Origin of the sequence: Winogradskyella marina, from assembly GCF_015645385.1 — a bacterium.
In the GTDB taxonomy this organism is placed as follows: Bacteria; Bacteroidota; Bacteroidia; order Flavobacteriales; family Flavobacteriaceae; genus Winogradskyella; species Winogradskyella marina.
In genome coordinates this window covers 40,906-60,892 of sequence record NZ_JADOET010000006.1, presented here as the reverse complement: position 1 = coordinate 60,892, position 19,987 = coordinate 40,906, and the positions used below count along the sequence as shown (strand labels likewise).

The 19,987-nt window shown below is 34.3% G+C and carries 16 protein-coding genes; 10 read left to right on the top strand and 6 right to left on the bottom strand.

The genetic code is table 11. From position 1 onward, the window contains the following. The first annotated feature begins 13 nt into the window (after nucleotides 1-13). From ITJ86_RS08605 to ITJ86_RS08560, 10 genes are all read left to right on the top strand, one after another. Complete coding sequence (locus ITJ86_RS08605) at nucleotides 14-3,550, top strand: T9SS type A sorting domain-containing protein (RefSeq protein ID WP_195871233.1); 3,537 nt, start codon at nucleotides 14-16, stop codon at nucleotides 3,548-3,550. Between the two features lie 99 nt (nucleotides 3,551-3,649). Then, nucleotides 3,650-5,188 carry a YifB family Mg chelatase-like AAA ATPase gene (locus ITJ86_RS08600; RefSeq protein WP_195871232.1) on the top strand — a complete coding sequence of 513 codons (1,539 nt, stop codon included), beginning with the start codon at nucleotides 3,650-3,652 and terminating at the stop codon, nucleotides 5,186-5,188. Between the two features lie 142 nt (nucleotides 5,189-5,330). After that, the gene (locus ITJ86_RS08595) at nucleotides 5,331-6,449 is read left to right on the top strand and encodes a DUF2891 domain-containing protein (RefSeq protein ID WP_195871231.1); all 1,119 of its coding nucleotides are present in this window, start codon (nucleotides 5,331-5,333) and stop codon (nucleotides 6,447-6,449) included. Then, nucleotides 6,446-7,669 (top strand): Nramp family divalent metal transporter, encoded by a 1,224-nt coding sequence (locus ITJ86_RS08590; protein ID WP_195871230.1) that lies wholly within the window; start codon nucleotides 6,446-6,448, stop codon nucleotides 7,667-7,669. Before ITJ86_RS08595 ends, ITJ86_RS08590 begins: the two co-directional genes overlap by 4 nt. 1 nt (nucleotide 7,670) lies before the next feature. Continuing rightward, nucleotides 7,671-8,414: a 5-oxoprolinase subunit PxpA gene (pxpA, locus tag ITJ86_RS08585; RefSeq protein WP_195871229.1), complete on the top strand. Its 744-nt coding sequence runs from the start codon at nucleotides 7,671-7,673 to the stop codon at nucleotides 8,412-8,414. Between the two features lie 7 nt (nucleotides 8,415-8,421). Then, entirely contained in the window at nucleotides 8,422-9,153 is a 732-nt protein-coding gene (gene pxpB / locus ITJ86_RS08580) for a 5-oxoprolinase subunit PxpB (RefSeq protein WP_195871228.1), read from the top strand. After that, complete coding sequence (locus ITJ86_RS08575; protein WP_195871227.1) at nucleotides 9,146-9,997, top strand: 5-oxoprolinase subunit C family protein; 852 nt, start codon at nucleotides 9,146-9,148, stop codon at nucleotides 9,995-9,997. Before pxpB ends, ITJ86_RS08575 begins: the two co-directional genes overlap by 8 nt. 72 nt (nucleotides 9,998-10,069) lie before the next feature. Beyond that, nucleotides 10,070-10,585 carry a hypothetical protein gene (locus tag ITJ86_RS08570; protein ID WP_195871226.1) on the top strand — a complete coding sequence of 172 codons (516 nt, stop codon included), beginning with the start codon at nucleotides 10,070-10,072 and terminating at the stop codon, nucleotides 10,583-10,585. A gap of 10 nt (nucleotides 10,586-10,595) precedes the next feature. After that, complete coding sequence (locus ITJ86_RS08565) at nucleotides 10,596-11,300, top strand: hypothetical protein (RefSeq protein ID WP_195871225.1); 705 nt, start codon at nucleotides 10,596-10,598, stop codon at nucleotides 11,298-11,300. After that, nucleotides 11,276-12,088, top strand: coding sequence for a sensor histidine kinase (locus ITJ86_RS08560; RefSeq protein WP_230080258.1), 813 nt, complete (start codon nucleotides 11,276-11,278; stop codon nucleotides 12,086-12,088). Before ITJ86_RS08565 ends, ITJ86_RS08560 begins: the two co-directional genes overlap by 25 nt. Here ITJ86_RS08560 and ITJ86_RS08555 read toward each other — a convergent pair. From ITJ86_RS08555 to ITJ86_RS08530, 6 genes are all read right to left on the bottom strand, one after another. Then, the gene (locus ITJ86_RS08555; protein WP_195871224.1) at nucleotides 12,085-12,786 is read right to left on the bottom strand and encodes an RluA family pseudouridine synthase; all 702 of its coding nucleotides are present in this window, start codon (nucleotides 12,784-12,786) and stop codon (nucleotides 12,085-12,087) included. The two genes, ITJ86_RS08560 and ITJ86_RS08555, sit on opposite strands and share 4 nt — an antisense overlap. 19 nt (nucleotides 12,787-12,805) lie before the next feature. Next, nucleotides 12,806-13,153: a four helix bundle protein gene (locus tag ITJ86_RS08550; protein ID WP_195871223.1), complete on the bottom strand. Its 348-nt coding sequence runs from the start codon at nucleotides 13,151-13,153 to the stop codon at nucleotides 12,806-12,808. Between the two features lie 56 nt (nucleotides 13,154-13,209). Beyond that, nucleotides 13,210-14,028, bottom strand: coding sequence for a 3-methyl-2-oxobutanoate hydroxymethyltransferase (gene panB / locus ITJ86_RS08545; RefSeq protein ID WP_195871222.1), 819 nt, complete (start codon nucleotides 14,026-14,028; stop codon nucleotides 13,210-13,212). A 177-nt stretch (nucleotides 14,029-14,205) separates the two neighbouring features. Next, entirely contained in the window at nucleotides 14,206-15,633 is a 1,428-nt protein-coding gene (locus tag ITJ86_RS08540; RefSeq protein WP_195871221.1) for an L-serine ammonia-lyase, read from the bottom strand. A 127-nt stretch (nucleotides 15,634-15,760) separates the two neighbouring features. Continuing rightward, entirely contained in the window at nucleotides 15,761-16,249 is a 489-nt protein-coding gene (locus tag ITJ86_RS08535) for a dihydrolipoamide dehydrogenase (protein WP_195871220.1), read from the bottom strand. Between the two features lie 160 nt (nucleotides 16,250-16,409). Continuing rightward, nucleotides 16,410-19,946 (bottom strand): choice-of-anchor I family protein, encoded by a 3,537-nt coding sequence (locus ITJ86_RS08530; protein WP_195871219.1) that lies wholly within the window; start codon nucleotides 19,944-19,946, stop codon nucleotides 16,410-16,412. Nucleotides 19,947-19,987: the final 41 nt, after the last annotated feature.

The window sequence follows — 19,987 nt, the reverse complement described above, 5'->3', positions numbered from 1 at the left end:
TAAATTTATATATATGAAACAGTTTTACGTTACCCTTATTTTGGTTTTTTGTTTGCAGTTTGGTTTTGGGCAGATTGGTTTCTATCCAACAGTTCTTGCAGAAGAAGAATTAGGTGTTAATGCACCCAATTCTTTATTTTTAGTTGATATTGATGGAGATGGTGATTTAGATTTGCTTTCGGCGTCATCTACCGATGATGAAATCTTTTGGTATGATAGTATTAATGGTCTAGGTTATTTCGGATTGCAACAAATTATTGCTGTAAACGAATCCATATATTTTGATAGTCTTATATTTCCAGCGGATATTGATGGAGATGGAGATATAGATGTTTTATCTTATTCGTCAGAGGGTAATAAAATTGCAGTTTATAAAAATACAGATGGCCAGGGTAGTTTTAGTTCACAAGAGAGCATTTCTAGCACAGCTTTGGGTGTTGAATCGATTTATACTGCAGATATCGATGCAGATGGTGATTTGGATATAATTTCGAAGGAAGAAGATTATCTTGTGTGGTACGAGAACCTAGACGGTATGGGTAATTTTAGTGAATCTAATATAATAGTATCCACTGAGTCTTCTAATGGTAATATTGATGTTTCAGATTTTGATAATGATGGTGATTTAGATGTAATCTCAAGGTCATCTTTAGGGCAACATGTTTCTTGGTATGAGAATACAGATGGTTTAGGAGATTTTACTGAAAATAATATTTCAAACACACTTTCTTATACATCTTTTAAGTATTGGCAAGTTTCTGATATCGATAATGATGGTGATATGGATGTTTTAGCATCATCTTCCGACCGAATTTACTTATTTGAAAATCTAGATGGACAAGGAAATTTTGAAAGTATGCTAGTTAGTTACGTAACTTCTGGTTTTGGTAAAATAGTTTTATCAGATATAGATGATGATGGTTTTGAGGATATTATAATACCGACGACAGATCGTTTGAGGTGGTATAAAAATTTGGGTGAACAAAACGGTTTTGGAGATTATGAATTTATTACTTCTCCAAATAATCCAACCACAGAACTAGTTGTTGCTGATGCTGACAATGATGGTAATAAGGACGTGTTTTTTGTTTCAAGATCTGATGATAAAATTGGTTGGTTTAAAAACAATAACGAACAAAGTGAATTTTGGGAATTTATTTCCATTTCATTTAGTTACATAGGTAATTCTAATTATGCAACTGCAAAGGATTTGGATGGTGATGGCGATTTAGATATTCTTTGCGCAGAAGAAGATTTATCATGGTATGAAAATTTAGACGGTCAAGGTAGATTTGGATTTAAGCAAATTGTAGGTTTCAATTCCGCTTTTGCAGAGGCCGTCGATATTGATGGTGACGGTGATTTAGATATTTTATCCCTTACCAACCAACAAGGCTTTATAGTATGGCATGAAAATTTAGATGGTCTTGGTAATTTTGGTGATCAACAAGTTATTGATGATGTAAAAAGTATTGCGAAAAATGTAAAAGCAGCTGATTTTGATGGTGATGGTGATTTAGATGTGGTTGCATCATCAGCTGGTAACAGTAAAGTTGCTTGGTATGAAAACTTGGATGGACTTGGTGATTTTAGTGAAGCACAAATTCTTGACTGGAATTCTAATAGTTCTAGGTATGTTTTGCCTGTGGATATCGATGGTGATGACGACTTGGATATTCTAATTGCTAAACATAATACATTAATCTGGCTTGAAAATTTAGATGGTCAAGGTAATTTTGGCGATCTGCAGTCGATTTTATCTAACTTAGAGTTGATTAAGGATATTTCTGCTGAAGACATGGATAATGATGGAGATATGGATATTATTTTCTCTACAAATACTGAAGGTGGTTATCAAATTCAAGATTCGATTTCGTGGTTAGAGAACTTAGATGGGCAGGGTAGTTTTGGGGAACAACGATTTATAGTAACTTCCTTAGGAGAAGATTCTTTTGATATTGCCGATATGGATAATGATGGTGACTTAGACGTTATTTCGAGTGGTTCTAATTATGGTACCGATATGTTTATGAGTTGGTTTGAAAATATTGACGGCATGGGTAATTTTAATAATACACGTTTAGTTATAGATTCAAATAACTCAAATACCTTTGTGAATGTTGCAGATATTAATGGAGATGGCGATATGGATGTAATTTCAGGTAGATTTGGTAAATTATCAATATACAAAAACTTAGGTGTTTTAGGTAATGAAATTAACGGAACTATTCAAGTAGATGTTAATAGTGATGGCTGTGATGAATTAGATGCTTATTATCCAAACATTCTAGTAGCAGCGAATAATGAATCTGTAAGTTTTGGAACATTTACTTTAGCCAATGGTTATTATCAAATACCTGTAAATTCTGGTAATTTTACAGTTACTATTGGAGATAACTTACCTCCATATTTTACAGCATCTCCAATATTATATAGTTTCAATTACTCTGGATTAGGAAATGTTGACACAGCAAATTTTTGTTTAGAACCTAATCAGCTGATTAATGATATTAACATAAGTATTTACCCATCTATAAATGACCCAAGACCAGGTTTTAACACTACCTACCAAATAGTTTACAACAACATCGGTACAACCCAATTAAGTGGTTCTGTGGTTTTTGAGTTCGACGAATCAAAACTAAACTTTTTAAACGCAAGTGAAACCACCGCTTCTCAAACAACAAACGCACTAAACTTCGATTTTACAGACTTAAACCCTTTTGAAACAAGAACCATAGATTTAGAATTCAACGTTTTTGCACCACCAACAACAAATATTGATGATATTCTTGTATCAACAGCAACCATAAATCCAGTTTCTGGTGACGAAACAGAAGAAGATAACGTATTCACTTTAGAGCAAACCGTAATCGGTTCCTACGACCCAAACGACATCACAGTTTTAGAAGGCGACGAAATCACTATTGAAGAAGCGGACAAATATCTACACTATTTAATCCGTTTTCAAAATACAGGAACAGCAAGTGCCATCAACGTAAGCGTAGAACATATTTTAGATGATAAATTAGATTGGACCACGATGCAATTGGAAAGTTTAAGTCATGTAGGTAGAGTAGAGATAATGGACGAAACCGATGTCAGCTTTATATTCAATAACATCAATTTGGCGGATAGTACCAATGACGAACCTAATTCTCATGGTTACATTGCTTACAAAATTAAGCCAAAAAGTAATGTAGAAGTTGGTGATATCATTAGCGGAACGGCTGATATATTTTTCGATTTTAATCCACCAATTACGACGAATACAGTAAATACTGAAGTTGTTGAAACTTTGAGGATTGGTGAGTTTAATACACAAACTATTCAACTATATCCAAATCCGACAAACAACAAATTAGTAATCGCATCAAATAAAATTATTGATAGATTAGCTGTTATTGATATTAATGGTAGAACGTTAAATGAAATTGAATTATCTAACCTAGAATACAGTTTAGATGTTTCAAGTTTAATAAAAGGAGTTTATTTCTTAGAGATTCAATCTGGTGATACAAAAATGACTAAAAAGTTTATTAAAAATTAAGTCTAAATATTTTAATAGAACACAAAACCTTTCAAGATATAATTTTGAAAGGCTTTTTTATTGCGCTGATTTTCTTACTTTTAAGAAAACTAATCGTTTATGCTAAAAAAAGTATTCGCAAGTGCTGTCTTCGGTGTAGAGGCCTCAACTATAACTGTTGAGGTAAATGTAGATAAAGGTGTTGGTTACCATTTAGTAGGACTTCCTGATAATGCCATAAAGGAAAGTAATTATAGAATAGCAGCAGCACTTCAAAATAACGGTTACCGAATTCCAGGAAAAAAGATTACCATTAATATGGCTCCTGCCGATTTAAGAAAAGAAGGCTCGGCTTACGATTTAACTTTAGCCATAGGGATTTTAGCAGCATCTAATCAAATTAAAGCGGAAAACTTAGAGGATTATCTTATTATGGGGGAATTGTCCTTAGATGGAAGTTTGCAGCCATTTAAAGGTGCGCTACCCATCGCTGTAAAAGCGAGAGAAGAAGGGTTTAAGCATATTATCCTTCCCGTTCAGAATGCCAAAGAAGCTGCTATTGTTGATGAGATTGAGGTTTTTGGAGTTGAAAACATAATGCAGGTCATTAATCATTTTGATAAAGGCGAAACACTAGAGCAAACTATAATTAACACGCGAGAAGAATTTTATAAAAGTTTAGATTTTCCTGAGTTCGATTTTGCAGATGTCAAAGGTCAAGAATCTATAAAACGCTGTATGGAAATCGCAGCAGCAGGCGGACATAATATTATTTTAATAGGTCCACCTGGTTCGGGAAAAACCATGTTAGCAAAACGCTTACCGAGTATTTTACCACCAATGACCTTACACGAAGCTTTAGAAACAACAAAAATACATTCCGTGGTTGGAAGAGTAAAAGCGCATACGGGTTTAATGGCACAACGACCGTTTAGAAGTCCGCATCACACCATATCAAATGTAGCCTTAGTTGGCGGCGGAAGTTACCCACAGCCAGGTGAAATTTCCCTATCACATAACGGTGTGTTGTTTTTAGATGAATTGCCAGAATTTAAACGTGAGGTTTTAGAAGTCATGCGTCAACCTCTTGAAGATCGTGAAGTAACCATTTCTAGAGCAAAATTCACGGTGACGTATCCATCATCTTTTATGTTGGTAGCCAGTATGAATCCAAGTCCAAGCGGCTTTTTTAACGATCCTGATGCGCCAATAACATCATCTCCTGCCGAAATGCAACGTTATATGGGAAAAATCTCTGGGCCACTTTTAGACCGTATTGATATTCATATTGAAGTCACACCTGTGCCTTTTGAAAAATTAGCTGATGAGGGTAATGGTGAATCGTCTGTAGAGATTAGAAAACGCGTGACCAAAGCAAGGGAGCGACAAACCGAACGATTTATAGGTTTAGATAATATCCATTACAATGCGCAGATGAGTACAAAGCAAATTCGAAACTATTGTAAGCTAGATGAAGCGTCAATGTTGCTTTTAAAATCAGCAATGGAGCGCTTAAACTTGTCAGCGAGAGCTTATGATAGAATTCTGAAAGTAGCGAGAACTATAGCCGATTTAGAGGGTGCGGATGACCTTTCTGGTGCTCATATTAGTGAGGCGATTCAGTATCGTAGTTTAGATCGTGAGGGGTGGTTAGGTTGATCAATTCCTGTAGGCACAGGAATCTCTAATTTAATAAGCCAGTAAATCATTTTAGGCAATAGCTAAAGCAAAACATTTTTTTATTTTAGCTTGAGAAGCATTTGTCTTCAAAATAGCTTTATTTTTAATACATAAATAACACATGAAAAAATTATACACATTAGCCTTTATTCTTTTAGCATTCAGTTGTAATAATCCAAAAGAAAAACAAACTACAGAAGAATCAACTATTCAAGAGGTTGAAATCGTAGAAACTCCGACTTTAAATTTGGCTCAAGCGAATCATTTAGCGCAGTTGCCAATAAACTGTATTAACGTAGAATACCCAAATAAGCTTGGTCAAACTATTGGTAGTGCTGCAGATTTAAAATCACCAAAAGAATTGCATCCTGTGTTTTATGGTTGTTTCGATTGGCATTCGGCAGTGCATGGTCATTGGAGTTTGGTGAGTTTACTAAAACAGTTTCCAGAGTTGGAGCAAAGAGAAGCTATTGAACAACAGTTGCTTCAAAATATTTCAAAAGAAAACATCGAACAGGAAATACTGTACTTTAAAGGCGAACACAACGCGTCTTATGAGCGGACTTACGGTTGGGCGTGGTTATTAAAATTGGCGGAAGAATTGCATACTTGGGATAGCGATATTGCTCGAGAATTAGAAGGAAATCTTATGCCTTTAACAAATTTAATAATAGCAAATTACATTGAATTTTTGCCAAAACTAAAGTATCCAATACGTGTTGGTGAGCATACAAATACGGCGTTTGGATTGAGTTTTGCCTACGATTATGCGGTTGCAGTGGAGCAAACAGAATTAAAAACTGTAATTGAAAATAGAGCAAAAGACTTTTATTATAACGATCAGGATTGCCCTATAGCTTGGGAGCCAAGTGGATTCGATTTTTTATCCCCTTGTTTGGAAGAAGCGGCATTAATGAAGCGTGTTTTAGAAAAAGAGGATTTTAAAGACTGGCTAAATGATTTTCTACCAGAATTAAAGGCTAAAGATTTCGATTGGTCGGTTGGAGAAGTGTCTGATAGAACGGATGGTAAATTAGTGCATTTGGATGGTGTTAATTTTTCGAGAGCATGGAGTTTAAACTATGTGGCTAAAGATTTGCCAGAATATCAGCATCTTCAGAATTTGGCAAACAAGCACATTAATCATTCACTGCCAGGAATTGTTGAAGATAGTTACGAAGGTGGACATTGGTTAGGGAGTTTTGCTATTTACGCGCTAAATTCAATAGATAAAGAATGATAAAATTCTTCAAGAATATTGGGCCAGGACCATTAGTTGCAGCGGCTTTTATTGGTCCAGGGACAGTAACGGTTTGCACCTTGGCAGGTGTGAATTTTGGTTTCGCATTATTGTGGGCAATGGTATTGTCGATATTTGCAACTATTGTATTGCAAGAAATGGCAGCGCGATTAGGCATTGTTTCTCAAAAAGGTTTGTCTGAAATTATTAGAGAAGAAATAAAACATCCAATTGTAAAAGGAATTGCTTTGCTTCTAATTGTCAGTGCCATTGTTATTGGAAATGCAGCTTATGAAGCAGGAAACATTAGTGGAGGTGCTTTAGGGTTAGAAGCGATAGTTGGTGACGTAACTTGGAAAATAGGGCAGTTAAATCTCAATATTATAAGTTTAATAATTGGAGTTATTGCTTTTGTGTTGTTGTATATTGGAAATTATAAAGTATTAGAAAAAGCCTTTGTGTTTCTGGTGATTCTGATGAGTGTTGCCTTTATAACGACTGCAATTCTAACAAAACCTAATATTTTAGACATTCTTAAAGGTATAGTTATTCCTGTTGCGCCTGAAGATGGTATATTAACCGTAATCGCTTTGATTGGTACAACCGTTGTGCCATATAACCTCTTTCTGCATGCGTCATTAGCAAAAACGAAATGGAAGTCTAAGGAAGATTTACCAATAGCAAAGAAAGATACCCTAGTTGCTGTAATTTTAGGAGGAACAGTGTCTATGTGTATTATCATTGCGGCTTCAGCTATTCAGAAGCAAACGATTACAAATACAGCTGACTTAGCCTTAGGTTTAGAACCGTTATTTGGAAGTTTTGCGAAATACTTCTTGGCTATAGGTCTGTTTGCGGCTGGTATTACAAGTGCGATTACAGCACCTTTGGCTGCAGCATTTGTGGCTAGTGGTTGTTTGGGTTGGGAAGCGGATTTAAAATCTAAAAAGTTCAAATCGGTTTGGATGATTATTGTGGTTTTGGGAGTTGTGTTTTCGAGTATTGGATTTAAATCAATCGAAATTATAAAATTTGCCCAAGTAGCTAATGGGCTGTTGTTACCTGTTATTGCTGGTTTTCTGTTATGGGTAATGAATAAGTCTACTGTTTTAGGTGCTTATGTGAATTCTAAACTTCAGAATGTTTTAGGTCTTATAATTCTAGTAATTACCATCTTTTTAGGATTGAAAGGGATTCTGAGTGTTTTTAACGTTTTATAAAATGAAAAATGTAATTCAAATAGACATCAATGCAGATGTCGGCGAAGGAATAGGTAACGAAGCCGATCTTATGCCGTATTTATCGTCTTGTAATATAGCTTGTGGTGGACATGCAGGTGATCTTGCGAGTATGAGGGCTATAGTGAAACTTGCTATTCGAGATAACGTAAAGATTGGTGCGCATCCTTCGTTTCCTGATAAACTGAATTTTGGAAGAGAAATTATGGAGCTATCTGCTACAGATTTATACGCAAGTCTAAAGCACCAAATAAGGTCTTTACAAGCAGTATTGCAAAATGAAGGTGCGTGTTTGAATCATATAAAACCACATGGTGCACTTTATAATTTGGCAGCTAAAGATGAAAAAACAGCACGTGTAATTATTGAAGTGATTAACAGTATTGCGTCACCAATTAAGCTGTATGCGCCTTTTAATTCTGTTTTAGCTAAAGTAGCCAAACAGGCAGAAGTTGAAGTCTTGTTTGAAGCCTTTGCAGATAGAAATTACAATGAAGACTTGTCATTGGTTTCTCGTAAAAATAAAGACGCTATTTTGCATGAAAAAGAGGCTGTTTTAAATCATATTTTAAATATGATAAAACACCAAAAAGTGAAGTCCGTGAGTGGAGTAGAAGTGCCTATAAAAGCATCGACAATATGTGTGCATGGTGATACCGATAATGCTATTGAAATAGTGAGATATTTATCCGATAATTTGAAGAAATATAATATTCAAATTCAATAAAAAAAGTATGAGTTTTAAACTTCGATATTCGCAATATAATGAACGTTCTATTTTAATAGAATGGCCGGCAAGTATTGATGAAAGTATCCTTCAAGACGTGTTGTGTTTTAAAGGAATTATTGAAAAGGAATATGTTAAACAGAAAGTTTACATAATATCTGCATACAATTCATTGTTAGTAATATATAATTCAGCTATTGATAATGTCAATAGTGAATTTGAAGCGTTAAAAAGTCTATATGTAAGTCTAAAGGAGATCTATGAAATAGATTCTAATATTTTTAAAATACCTGTTTGTTATGAGGATGAATTTGCCATAGATTTAGTCTCATATTCTAAAAAAATAAAACGACCTAAAGACCATATTATAAGATTACATTCAGAACCAATTTACACCGTATTTTTTATTGGTTTTTTACCTGGCTTTTTATACTTAGGAGGACTGAATTCAGACTTGCATTTAGACCGAAAAACAACACCTAATCTCAACGTAAAAAAAGGCTCAGTTGGCATCGGTGGAAAACAAACCGGAATCTATCCGCAAGATAGTCCAGGAGGATGGCATATAATTGGAAATTCGCCGTTGGAATTATTCAACCCAAAACATAATCCACCATGTTTTTTAAAAGCAGGTGATAAGGTGAAATTTCATCCTATTTCAAAATCTGAATACGCAATGTTTCAAGAGCAGATTAAACATTCAAACTTCGATTTAAAAACCCTTTTAATTGATGATTAAAGTTTTAAAATCAGGATTCTTTTCTACAATCCAAGATGAAGGACGCTTTGGACACTTAGCATATGGTGTGCCTGTTTCTGGTGCAATGGACTCTTATTCGAGTCAATTTGCTAATGAGCTCATTGACAACACTATTGATGCCGCAGTTTTAGAAATGACCATGACAGGTGCAGAACTACTATTTTTAAAATCCACAACTATTGCAATTACAGGTGCTGATATGAATCCTGTTTTAAATGGTAACGCTATTGATATGTATAAATCAATTACCGTGAAACCAGATGATACATTGTCTTTTGGACGGTTAATTAATGGCTTTAGAACGTATATTGCCGTCAAAGGAGGTTTTTTATCTGAATCAGTTCTGGGAAGTAGGAGCATGTTAAAAGGAATTACAGACAACTCCCGAATTCACAAAGGGGATTATTTAGAAATCAATACAACTTCAAATGTCGTCCGCTCTAAAAATGCAAAATTAAAATTTAATCCTTCTCATTTGAATGCGGATATTTTGGATGTCACAAAGGGGCCTGAGTTCGATAGATTAACTAAATCCCAACAAACTTTACTTTTTAGTAAAACGTTTCAAGTTTCTAAAAACAACAATAGAATGGCTTACCAGCTAGATGCTTTAGTTCATAATAAGTTAGCGTCTATTTTAACATCACCAGTTTTACCAGGAACAGTGCAACTTACTCCGTCTGGACAACTCATTGTGTTAATGCGCGATTGTCAAACCACAGGCGGCTATCCCAGAATATTACAGTTACCAGAAAAATCAATTAATATGTTGAGTCAGAAAACCGCTAGAAGTAGCTTCAAACTAAGACAAAGTGTATTTTAAAGTGAGAAAACATTTAATATATTAAATAAAATTAATAATTTACACACAGTATTAACTAACCAACCTTTAATCATGAAAAAACTCGTTTTACTTGTCTTGGGAATACTGTTAGGAGCATTAGCAATGTATTTTTTCAATAACAACAATCATCAAGACATGTCAACAAAACCACCGAATATTAAGCCTCCTAAAGGTTTAATTTCACCAGAACAAATTAAAACTTTAGACCAAGCTTATAATGAGCGTTATAACATTATAAATGATTCTTTATTTAAAGGTTCTAAGACTGGAGATAATAGATCGTCTTGGTATAGTTTAGAAGATATTGAAAACTATATAGCTCACGCAAAAAAACAAGCAAATGACAATGGCAACACCTTAGACGGATTACGCCTGTATTTAGGTGCAAATCCAGATACGAACAAAGAAAAAGGGTTAACCACTTTGTTTTTTGTGCCTACAGGTTATAAAAACACATCCGAAGGTGGTCTGTTTTCGTTGCAGGATGGAGGTAATGATTTAGGTGATTCTGATGGATTGGATATGGCTAAAAGTGGAATGCCACCTGGAGCTAATTATCCTCAATAAACATAATTAAATGCATGAGTTTTTTAAAGAATATTATTCCGTAATTTCACATTCAATAGAATTTTTGGCTGCTTTAACAGGGGTTTTGTATTATAAAAAGTTCAAATTTACAGTAGCCAAATATTTAATCTTTTTTTTGATTTATGCCTTTTTAGTCGATTTAATTGGTAGTTATCCAGAGTATTTATATAATCTGGATTTGTATTATTTAATTGAAGGTACACTAATTGAAATCAATTATTGGTGGTTTACGATATTTTGGTTTTTTGGTATTGTAACGTTTATCTCATTTATTAACTACAACATCTTAAAAAAGAATATTTATAAAAAAACAGTGAAATATGTGTTTTATATCTACACGAGTTTATTTCTCATTTACTGTATTGTAAATTTTGAAAAGGTATTTTTAATGTTAGACCCTTTTTTAATGACATTGAGCCTTTGGGCCATTTTTGTCTGTGTCTGCGTTTATTTAGTAGAAATACTGCAAAGCACTAAGATTATTTATTTTTATAAATCTATTTACTTCTATATAAATGCCGCATTTTTATTTTGGATTTTACTCTTAGGACCAATGGTCTTTTATGAAATATATTTTTCAACAGCAGATTGGAGTTATATTATTTTAAAATATCAAATTTATTTAGGAGTTAATGTTCTTTTTTATTTAACCCTTACTATAGCCATAATATGTTGCGAACCAGAGACCATTTAGTTACTTCAGATGCAGAACGTTATCTGTTAGTTTATATGATTAGTGTCTTATTAGTTGTAGTTGCGCTAGTTATTATTTTCTTTGTGGTTTTTCAGAAACGAAAAAACCAACTACTCATAGATAAAGTTAATCAACAACGAAAGTTTGATGAAGAGCTTGTTAAAACCCAACAAGAAATTCAAGAAGAAACTTTAAAGCATGTTGGTAGAGAGTTGCATGATAATGTGGGGCAAATGTTGATTTTGTCAACTATGCAAATGAATGCAGCTGCAAGTGTGGTTAAAGACGACGCAAAAGCTAAGGTAGAAAATGCAGCTAGTGCCTTAAGGGATTCATTAGAAGAAGTTAGAGCGCTTTCAAAATCATTGAATAGTGACGTTATTTTTAATCTAGGTTTCGATAGTACGGTTAAAAATGAGGTTGCACGGTTAAATAAATCAGGATTAATTGAATCTAAATTATTAATACAAGGTGAAAAGGTGAATTTTGAAAATAAAAAAGATGAAATTATTCTATTCCGAATTCTTCAAGAGTTTTTCTCAAATACCTTAAAATATGCCGAAGCTGAACAATTAGTGGTGTCTTTAGATTACGAAGAACAATTCTTAAATATTATTGTAGAAGATAATGGAAAAGGCTTTGATGTTGATAAAGCAGAAAAAGGATCTGGATTACTTAATATGGAAAAAAGAGCTGAATTACTGAACGCAACATTTCAATTAACCTCACAGTCGGAAAACGGTACAGTCTTAACATTACAATATCCGTATAAGAATAGTTTTAGCTAAGGGTTGCAGGCATTCCAAAGTGGGTCTTCAGGTAAAGGCGCGGTAATAAAAACGTCTTCTTTTTTTACAGGATGTATAAAACGTAACGTTCGGGCATGCAAACTAATACTTGCGTCTTTGTTGCTACGATCAAAACCGTATTTTAAATCCCCTTTTATAGAACAACCTATGGAGGCCAATTGTACTCGAATTTGGTGATGTCTGCCGGTTTCTAAATCAACTTCCAATAGATAAAAATTATCTAGTTTTTGAATGACTTTATAATGTAGAATCGCTTTTTTACTACCTTCAACTTCCTTTTTAAACGCTGTAGATTTATTGTTTTTAGGATTCTTTTTTAGCCAATGAATTAATGTGTCTTCAGTTTTAGGTGGTTGTTTTTTAACTAAAGCCCAGTACGTTTTTTTAGCAGATTTTTCAGCAAATAATTTGTTTAGTCGCGGTAATGCTTTGCTCGTTTTAGAGAACATAACAATACCTGTGGTTGGTCGGTCTAAACGATGAACAACACCCAAATAAACATTACCTTCTTTGTTGTATTTGTCTTTTAAAAACGATTTAACGACCTCACTCAAGGGTTTGTCACCTGTTTTGTCACCTTGTACAATATCACCTGCACGTTTATTAACGACGATGATGTGATTGTCTTCATGAATGACTTGAAGGTTGTTTTTATTTGAAAGGATTTTATTAGACATTTTAGATCTTTAGAAAATATTAGATTAATTTAAATTTTGAAATCATTTTGATAATTTCATCTGATTCAGAAAGGCATGATTGGAGTTCTTTATCTAAAATAAAATTTAAATCAGGGGAAATAAGAAGCTGAGTTTCTATTTCGTAAGTTGAACCTATTGATATTTGTGAAAACCGAGCGAAATCTTTATTAGAATTTCTGGAAGATCCTTCAGCTATATTTGAAGGAATTGAAACTGATGCTCTTCTCAATTGATTGGTTAGACCAAATTTTTCTGAATCTGGAAACTTTGAAGTAATAGCATAAATTTCAGAGCAGAATAACCTACTTCTTTTCCAAATCAGCAATTCTTTAAATTTATGAGCCATACTCTAGGTTCAGTTATCTAACAATCTAATAATGTCTAGATATCTAACAATTTAAATTAATACTGTTCCTCATCATTCGGAAAATCTTCAGACTTAACGTCATCTACATATTGACCAATAGCCGTTGTCATTTCCTCATAAAGATTCATATAGCGACGTAAAAAACGTGGATTAAACTCATGCGTCATTCCTAGCATATCATGTAATACTAAAACCTGACCATCAACATCTGCACCAGCGCCAATTCCGATAACAGGAATAGAAACGCTTTCTGCCACTTCTTTAGCTAATGCTGCAGGAATTTTTTCTAAAACAATCCCAAAGCAACCTGCTTTTTCAAGCATTTGGGCATCTTGTTTTAATTGTTGTGCCTCAACTTCCTCTTTTGCTCTTACCGTATAAGTACCGAATTTATATATAGACTGAGGTGTTAATCCTAAGTGTCCCATAACAGGAATTCCAGCGTTCAATATACGTTTTATGGAATCTTTGACTTCTTTACCACCTTCCATTTTAACAGCATGGCCTCCAGATTCTTTCATAATTCTTATGGCAGAACGTAAGGCTTCTTTAGGATCACTTTGGTAACTTCCAAAAGGTAAATCAACCACAACTAAAGAGCGATCAATACCTCTAACTACAGAAGAGGCATGATAAATCATTTGATCTAAGGTGATGGGTAACGTTGTTTCATGACCAGCCATTACATTACTCGCAGAATCACCAACTAATATAACATCAATTCCGGCACCATCAACGATTTTTGCCATGGTATAATCATAGGCGGTAAGCATGGATATTTTTTCGCCTTTAGACTTCATATCTACTAAAGTCTTAACCGTAATTCTTTTGTATTCTTTTTTTGCTACTGACATTGTGTTTTTATTAGTTGAATGTAAAAATAATGAGATTTGTTAAGTTTCTAATTGATTTACACCATAAAATTCTAGAATCAGTATTTTATCTTCATAAATTTTATTGAATTCTAAAAACAAGAGAATTGTATTACACCTTCAAAAATGACATTTTAAATATAGGTAAATGGTGTGACGTTAACAGTCCGTCAAATGCACTCCAACAGCCAAGCCTCCTTCTGAAGTTTCTTTGTACTTAGAGCTCATATCTTTTGCGGTTTCCCACATGGTCTGTACTACTTTATCTAGAGGTACTTTTACATTCTTCGGATCCGTATCTAATGCTAATTCTGCAGCGTTAATGGCTTTAATCGCTCCCATAGAATTTCGTTCAATACATGGAATCTGTACTAAGCCACCAATGGGGTCACAGGTTAAACCTAAGTGATGTTCCATCGCGATTTCAGCGGCTACTAAAACTTGTTCTGGTGTGCCGCCAAGTAATTCACATAAAGCACCTGCAGCCATAGCTGAAGAGACTCCGATTTCGGCTTGGCAACCTCCCATTGCAGCACTAATAGTCGCATTCTTTTTAAAGATACTACCAATTTCGCTTGCGACTAAAAGGAATTTTTTAATATGCTCAAAATCGGCATCATGGTTTTCTATCACCAAATAATACATTAATACCGAAGGAATAACACCAGCACTTCCGTTGGTAGGCGCAGTGACCACACGACCTAAAGAGGCGTTTACTTCGTTTACAGCCAAAGCAAAACAACTCACCCATTTTAAAATCTGTCGGAATTTAACTTCAGTCTGTCTTATGGTTTCTAACCATTCTTCAGGACTGTCATACGAACTATTGACATCAATTATATTTTTGTGCATGTCGTAAGCACGTCGTCTTACATTAAGTCCGCCAGGTAAATTACCTTCCGTATGGCAACCCGTGTACATACATTCTAACATGGTGTTCCAGATGCGTTTTAATTCAAAATCTATTTCAGTTTCATCTCTTATAGATTTTTCATTTTCTAAAACCACACCAGAAATTGGGAGTTGTAGTTGGTCACAAAATTTCAATAGCTCTTCACCGTAAGCTACAGGATAAGGAAATGTGCAATAGAATATAATCTTATTGGCCTTAGACTTTTTTCGTTCTTCTTGCACTACAAATCCGCCACCAATAGAGTAGTAGGTGTATTTATAATTTCTACCATTGATTAACGCTGTAAAAACCATGCCGTTAGAATGAAAAGGAAGCGATTTACGATTAAAGACAATATTTGATTTAAAATCGAAAGGAATCGTTCTTTCATTATTGAACATTAAAACGTTGTTTGTTTTAACATCATTAATTATAGTATCAATGTCTTCAATAGGCATGCGTTCTGGGTCAGCACCAGTTAAGCCTAAGATTACAGCTAAATCAGTAGCATGCCCTTTTCCTGTTAAAGATAAAGAGCCATAAAGGTCTACGGTTATTTTGTCTACTTTATCGAATCGTTTTTTATCCTTTAACTCTTTAATCCAACGTTCTGCTGCTCGCCAAGGGCCTAAAGTATGAGAACTCGATGGTCCTACACCAATTTTTAGCATGTCGAAAACTGAAATACACTCCATTTACGAAATCGTTTTTGTTGGTTGCAAATATAGGCAGATGTTCATTCAAAGCTGAAAATTTCGACAATAAAAAAAGCTTGAAATTGGTTTCAAGCTTTTTAATATATTTCATGTTAATTTCAAGGTTTTATTGAACGTATTCCATGACATCATCATAATTTGTAATATCTAAATTATTACTACTAATATATTCGATAGGTAGCACAACAACTCGAAACACCTGGTTTAAAGTGTCACCAGATAATAGCGTGTTAAAATCAAAATCTGAAGGCGCATCAAGAAAAATTGTTACATCAGTGAAATTATCTTGGAAGTTGTACTGAAACTCACCACTATCCGTGTAAATTGTTTGAGGTAATAGTCTCCATGTATCAGGGTTTTCATCCCAAAGCAAATATACTAACACCATGTCATCGTCATCTATTTCTATGTTTTCAGGAAAAAGAACTGATTGTTCAAAGCTATTGTTAGCGGTAAAATCAAGCGGTAAAGTTTCAAACGACTGTCCGACAAAATTGACTCCATCTTGTCCGTCAAATCCAGGAGGGCCTTGTTCGCCTTCGCAAGAAATTATTAAAAATGTAAGTGCAAATACTAAAGAGGCTATTTTTCTCATGATGATATAAATTTTAATTAATTACTAATGTATTGCTATTTATTATCAAACAGTATGCCTTTTTATAATTTAACTTTCAAAATGATAAAAATTAATCTTCATAAAATTAAAAAAAGCACCTTTAGTTAAAGGTGCTTTTCAGGAAAATAAATTAGCAGATTTATTTGATTAAAAGCTTAAAGCTTCCTCCATTTTTTGTTTTCAAGATATAAGTGCCAGCAGTTAAAGTTGGCAATTGAAAATCCAGAGCATCTATTTTTGAGGCTATTTCACGACCTTGAAGATCATACAAAGTAACCGAAACCGCTTGATTAAAGTGTACCGTCTGATTAGATGTTGTTGGATTTGGGTACATCTTAAATTCAGTTACTGTATTGAATTCATCCGTACTTAAAGTGTTATTATTAAGTGCATAGAAACTTAATGTAGAACTTACTTCGTTAGCCATAATTACTAAACCTTTGTTGTTAGGACTGTCTTCTGGCTTTACATAAATAATGCCTTCAGGACCTAAATCTCCACCTTCATCTTCACCTAAATCTCTATTGTTAATGTATTTTTCAAAAACAGCATTATTAGGATCTGTAATGTTATAGGTCATGAAACCACCAACACGCTCTAAAGTTAGAAAGGCATAAAATTCACCGTTAATTTCTGCGATAGTTACACCTTCTGGCTCAGGACCTTTATTATCACTTCTGTTTTTAAATTTGTTATTACTATTACTCACGTTAAATAAATCCCCATAAGTTGGGTCATTTGCAGTAAGACGTTCAAAATCATCACCACTATCAAATACCAAAGCTCCAGTCACTGTATTCCATATACTGAAAGAACGAGATCCAAATACGTGAATTTCATCAATATCTCCATCATTGTCTAAATCACCTGTGGCAGTTGTAGCTGTTAATCGACCTAAATTGCTATCTAACTGTAAGAATTCAGCATTAGGAAAAACGGTAGAATCTAAGTTTAAATCACTAACACGTTCTTCTTCCTCAAACGTGGCGTATTCTCTAGCGTCACCTTCGTTAGCAGTTACTAAATAGGTGACTCCACCAACTTCATAAGACGCCATGGCATCTGGCATATACATCCCTTTGATTGGCCAATTAGCTAGAAAAATGAAATCTGTCTTATCAGAAGCATCTAAAGTGTTTCCTGCTAAAGCATGATCTTTTAAGCCTAAAGGTAAAATATCGGTAATCGTATTTGTTGTTAAATCAATAATTCCAATGGCATTGTTTTCTTGAAGCGTCACATAAGCTGTTTGAGAATCGTTAGAAAACGTAATGTATTCTGGTTCCATATCTTGAGAAACGGTTGCATTAGGACCAAAGACTCTAATGCCTTCTTCTTGTAAAGTCGCTAGTTGACTATCAAAACTATTAAAGTTAATACTTAAAACATCAGCTTGAGAAATATGTCCTAATCCGCCAGTAACGTCAATAACAGAAATACTTCCTTCTGGATCAACAGAATAATCGTCATTTGGTTGTCCTTCGTTAGCCACTAAAAGTTTGGTGCCATCTGGTGTAAAACCAACCATATCAGGAAGATTTCCTGCAGTAACCACAGATAGGTTTGCACCATCAATATCGCAAAATACAACAACGCCATCTTCTAATGGTCCTTTTGAAATCCCTAGAGCAACTATATTATTCATATAAGCCACACTTGTTGGATCACCATATGTAGATAAATCAATAGAGCTAATTGTTGAAATCGCATTGATATTAGAGAAATCTATAATCTCTAATTTTTGACCTGTTGAATTCAATACAAATAAACGTTCTGAAACCGGATCGTGAGCAACTATTTCTGCAGAACCAGCACCATCCACTAAATAGCTAGAGAGGTATTCAATATCTAATACATCTGTTGGTACAGGAATTATATTGTCGTCATCTAAAATGTAAACTCCAGTAGTTTCATAAGCACCAAGTACTGCATTAACCGGATTAGAAATTTCTAAAATAAAAAGTTCATCCATTTCTGCTAAAGCATCATTTACAACAGGAATAGTTATTGTAATTGCATCAGTAGCATTTGCAGGGAAATCTAAGGTTTGATTTGTAAACGTGAAATCATCAGTCTCAGTCGCAGTTAGTAATTCAGTTACTAAGCTCACATCAATTGAAACAGCTGCATTGGGTACAGCAGATAATTCAACAGTAACGTCTATTGATGTTCCATCTTCATTAACAGCATAAGTGCTTTCTGAAAAACTTATTTGTGGTATAACGTTCGTTATTGGTGTAAAACTTCCTGGAGATGCAAATACATCGTCACCTAAAGATTGTCCAACTAAGTTGGTTGCTGGTGTCCAATTTGTGCCGTCATTAAAATTAGCATCAGGATTTAATAACTCTAAAGATGGACCATCACCATCTGCAGACGTTGGCCAAGGTACATCATCACTATATTCAACTTGTGAAATAACACCCCCATTAGAATTTTTAATTTCTAATAATTCTCCACCATTTCCTAAAGCATTAGAGATAGCCTGTGGCATATCTAAAAATGTTTCACCATAAAAAGCTTCAGCAGCGGTTTTGTCAGTTGCTAATAATACAATTTCACCGGTAGCAAGTGTCATTTCAGGAAATGTAAAGATAAAATTCCCTTCGTCGTTAACCGTAACTCCTCCTAAATTAATAGAAGCTGAACTGCTATTATAAATTTCTAAAAATTCAAGAGCATTAGAATCATCAGAAGGTGCATTATACATTATTTCTGTGATCATTAATCCAGAGGTTAAGGCATTGTAAAATAAATCTTCACTGATATAAGCCGTTGTCTGTGTGTTAGAAAATACATCTTCTAGATTATTAATAGAGACATTATATGCTAACCCTTCAGTAAAACCTGAATGTGTTACAGTTGCTGTTAAAGTCGCATTATCATATGTCACTGAATTGATGGCTAAAGCAGGAGAGAACGCATAATTAGCAGTAGCTTCTGCCGTAGCAGGTGTTACCGCTTCAGTAAAGATAACTTCTAAAGTCGTTTGATCTATTGAATTAATATTAGCAACACTTGGAGGATTAGTATCTGTAGTTGAGATTACAAATGGAGTCGTATCAAAAGGTAAACTAGCATCATCCTCAAAAATGTAGTTGCTCATAGTGTTTAATGCTACGATATAGCCATTAGCAGTAAAACCAGTTCTTGGACCATTATATGTGGCTAAAGATGTTCCGTTGGCATAGGTGATTGCTGTAGAGCCTTCAGTTAATCCAGTACCTGCAAGTCCAGTGCCAGCACCATCATCATAAGCAGACGATGAATTTGCAACGGCAGTAATAAAAGTAGTTGGTGAATCTACATCTGGTCCTTGATAAACAAATATGGCTTCAGATGAAGCGGAAATTCCACCAGGCTCACCAACTATATTACCATGTGATACACTTGGTGTTGCGCTAATAGTGTAAAACGTAATAATTGTTCCTGCGGAAATTATTGAAGTACCTGTCTGCCATTCATAATTAGCTTCACCAGAATTAAATTCGGTTTCTTCCCATTCTTTATCAGAAAAATAAATGCTGCTATTTGCAGGAATATCAACAAATGTTACCATAGCAAAATCGTCATCATCATTGGCATGGAAAGCTGTAAATGCCATGTCTCCAGTATTCAATTGAGCACTGATTGTACATGTGAAAAAGATAAATAATAATTGTAAAATGTGTTTCATAATATTTGATTGTTTTTAGTTGATGTAAAACTATCACGGCT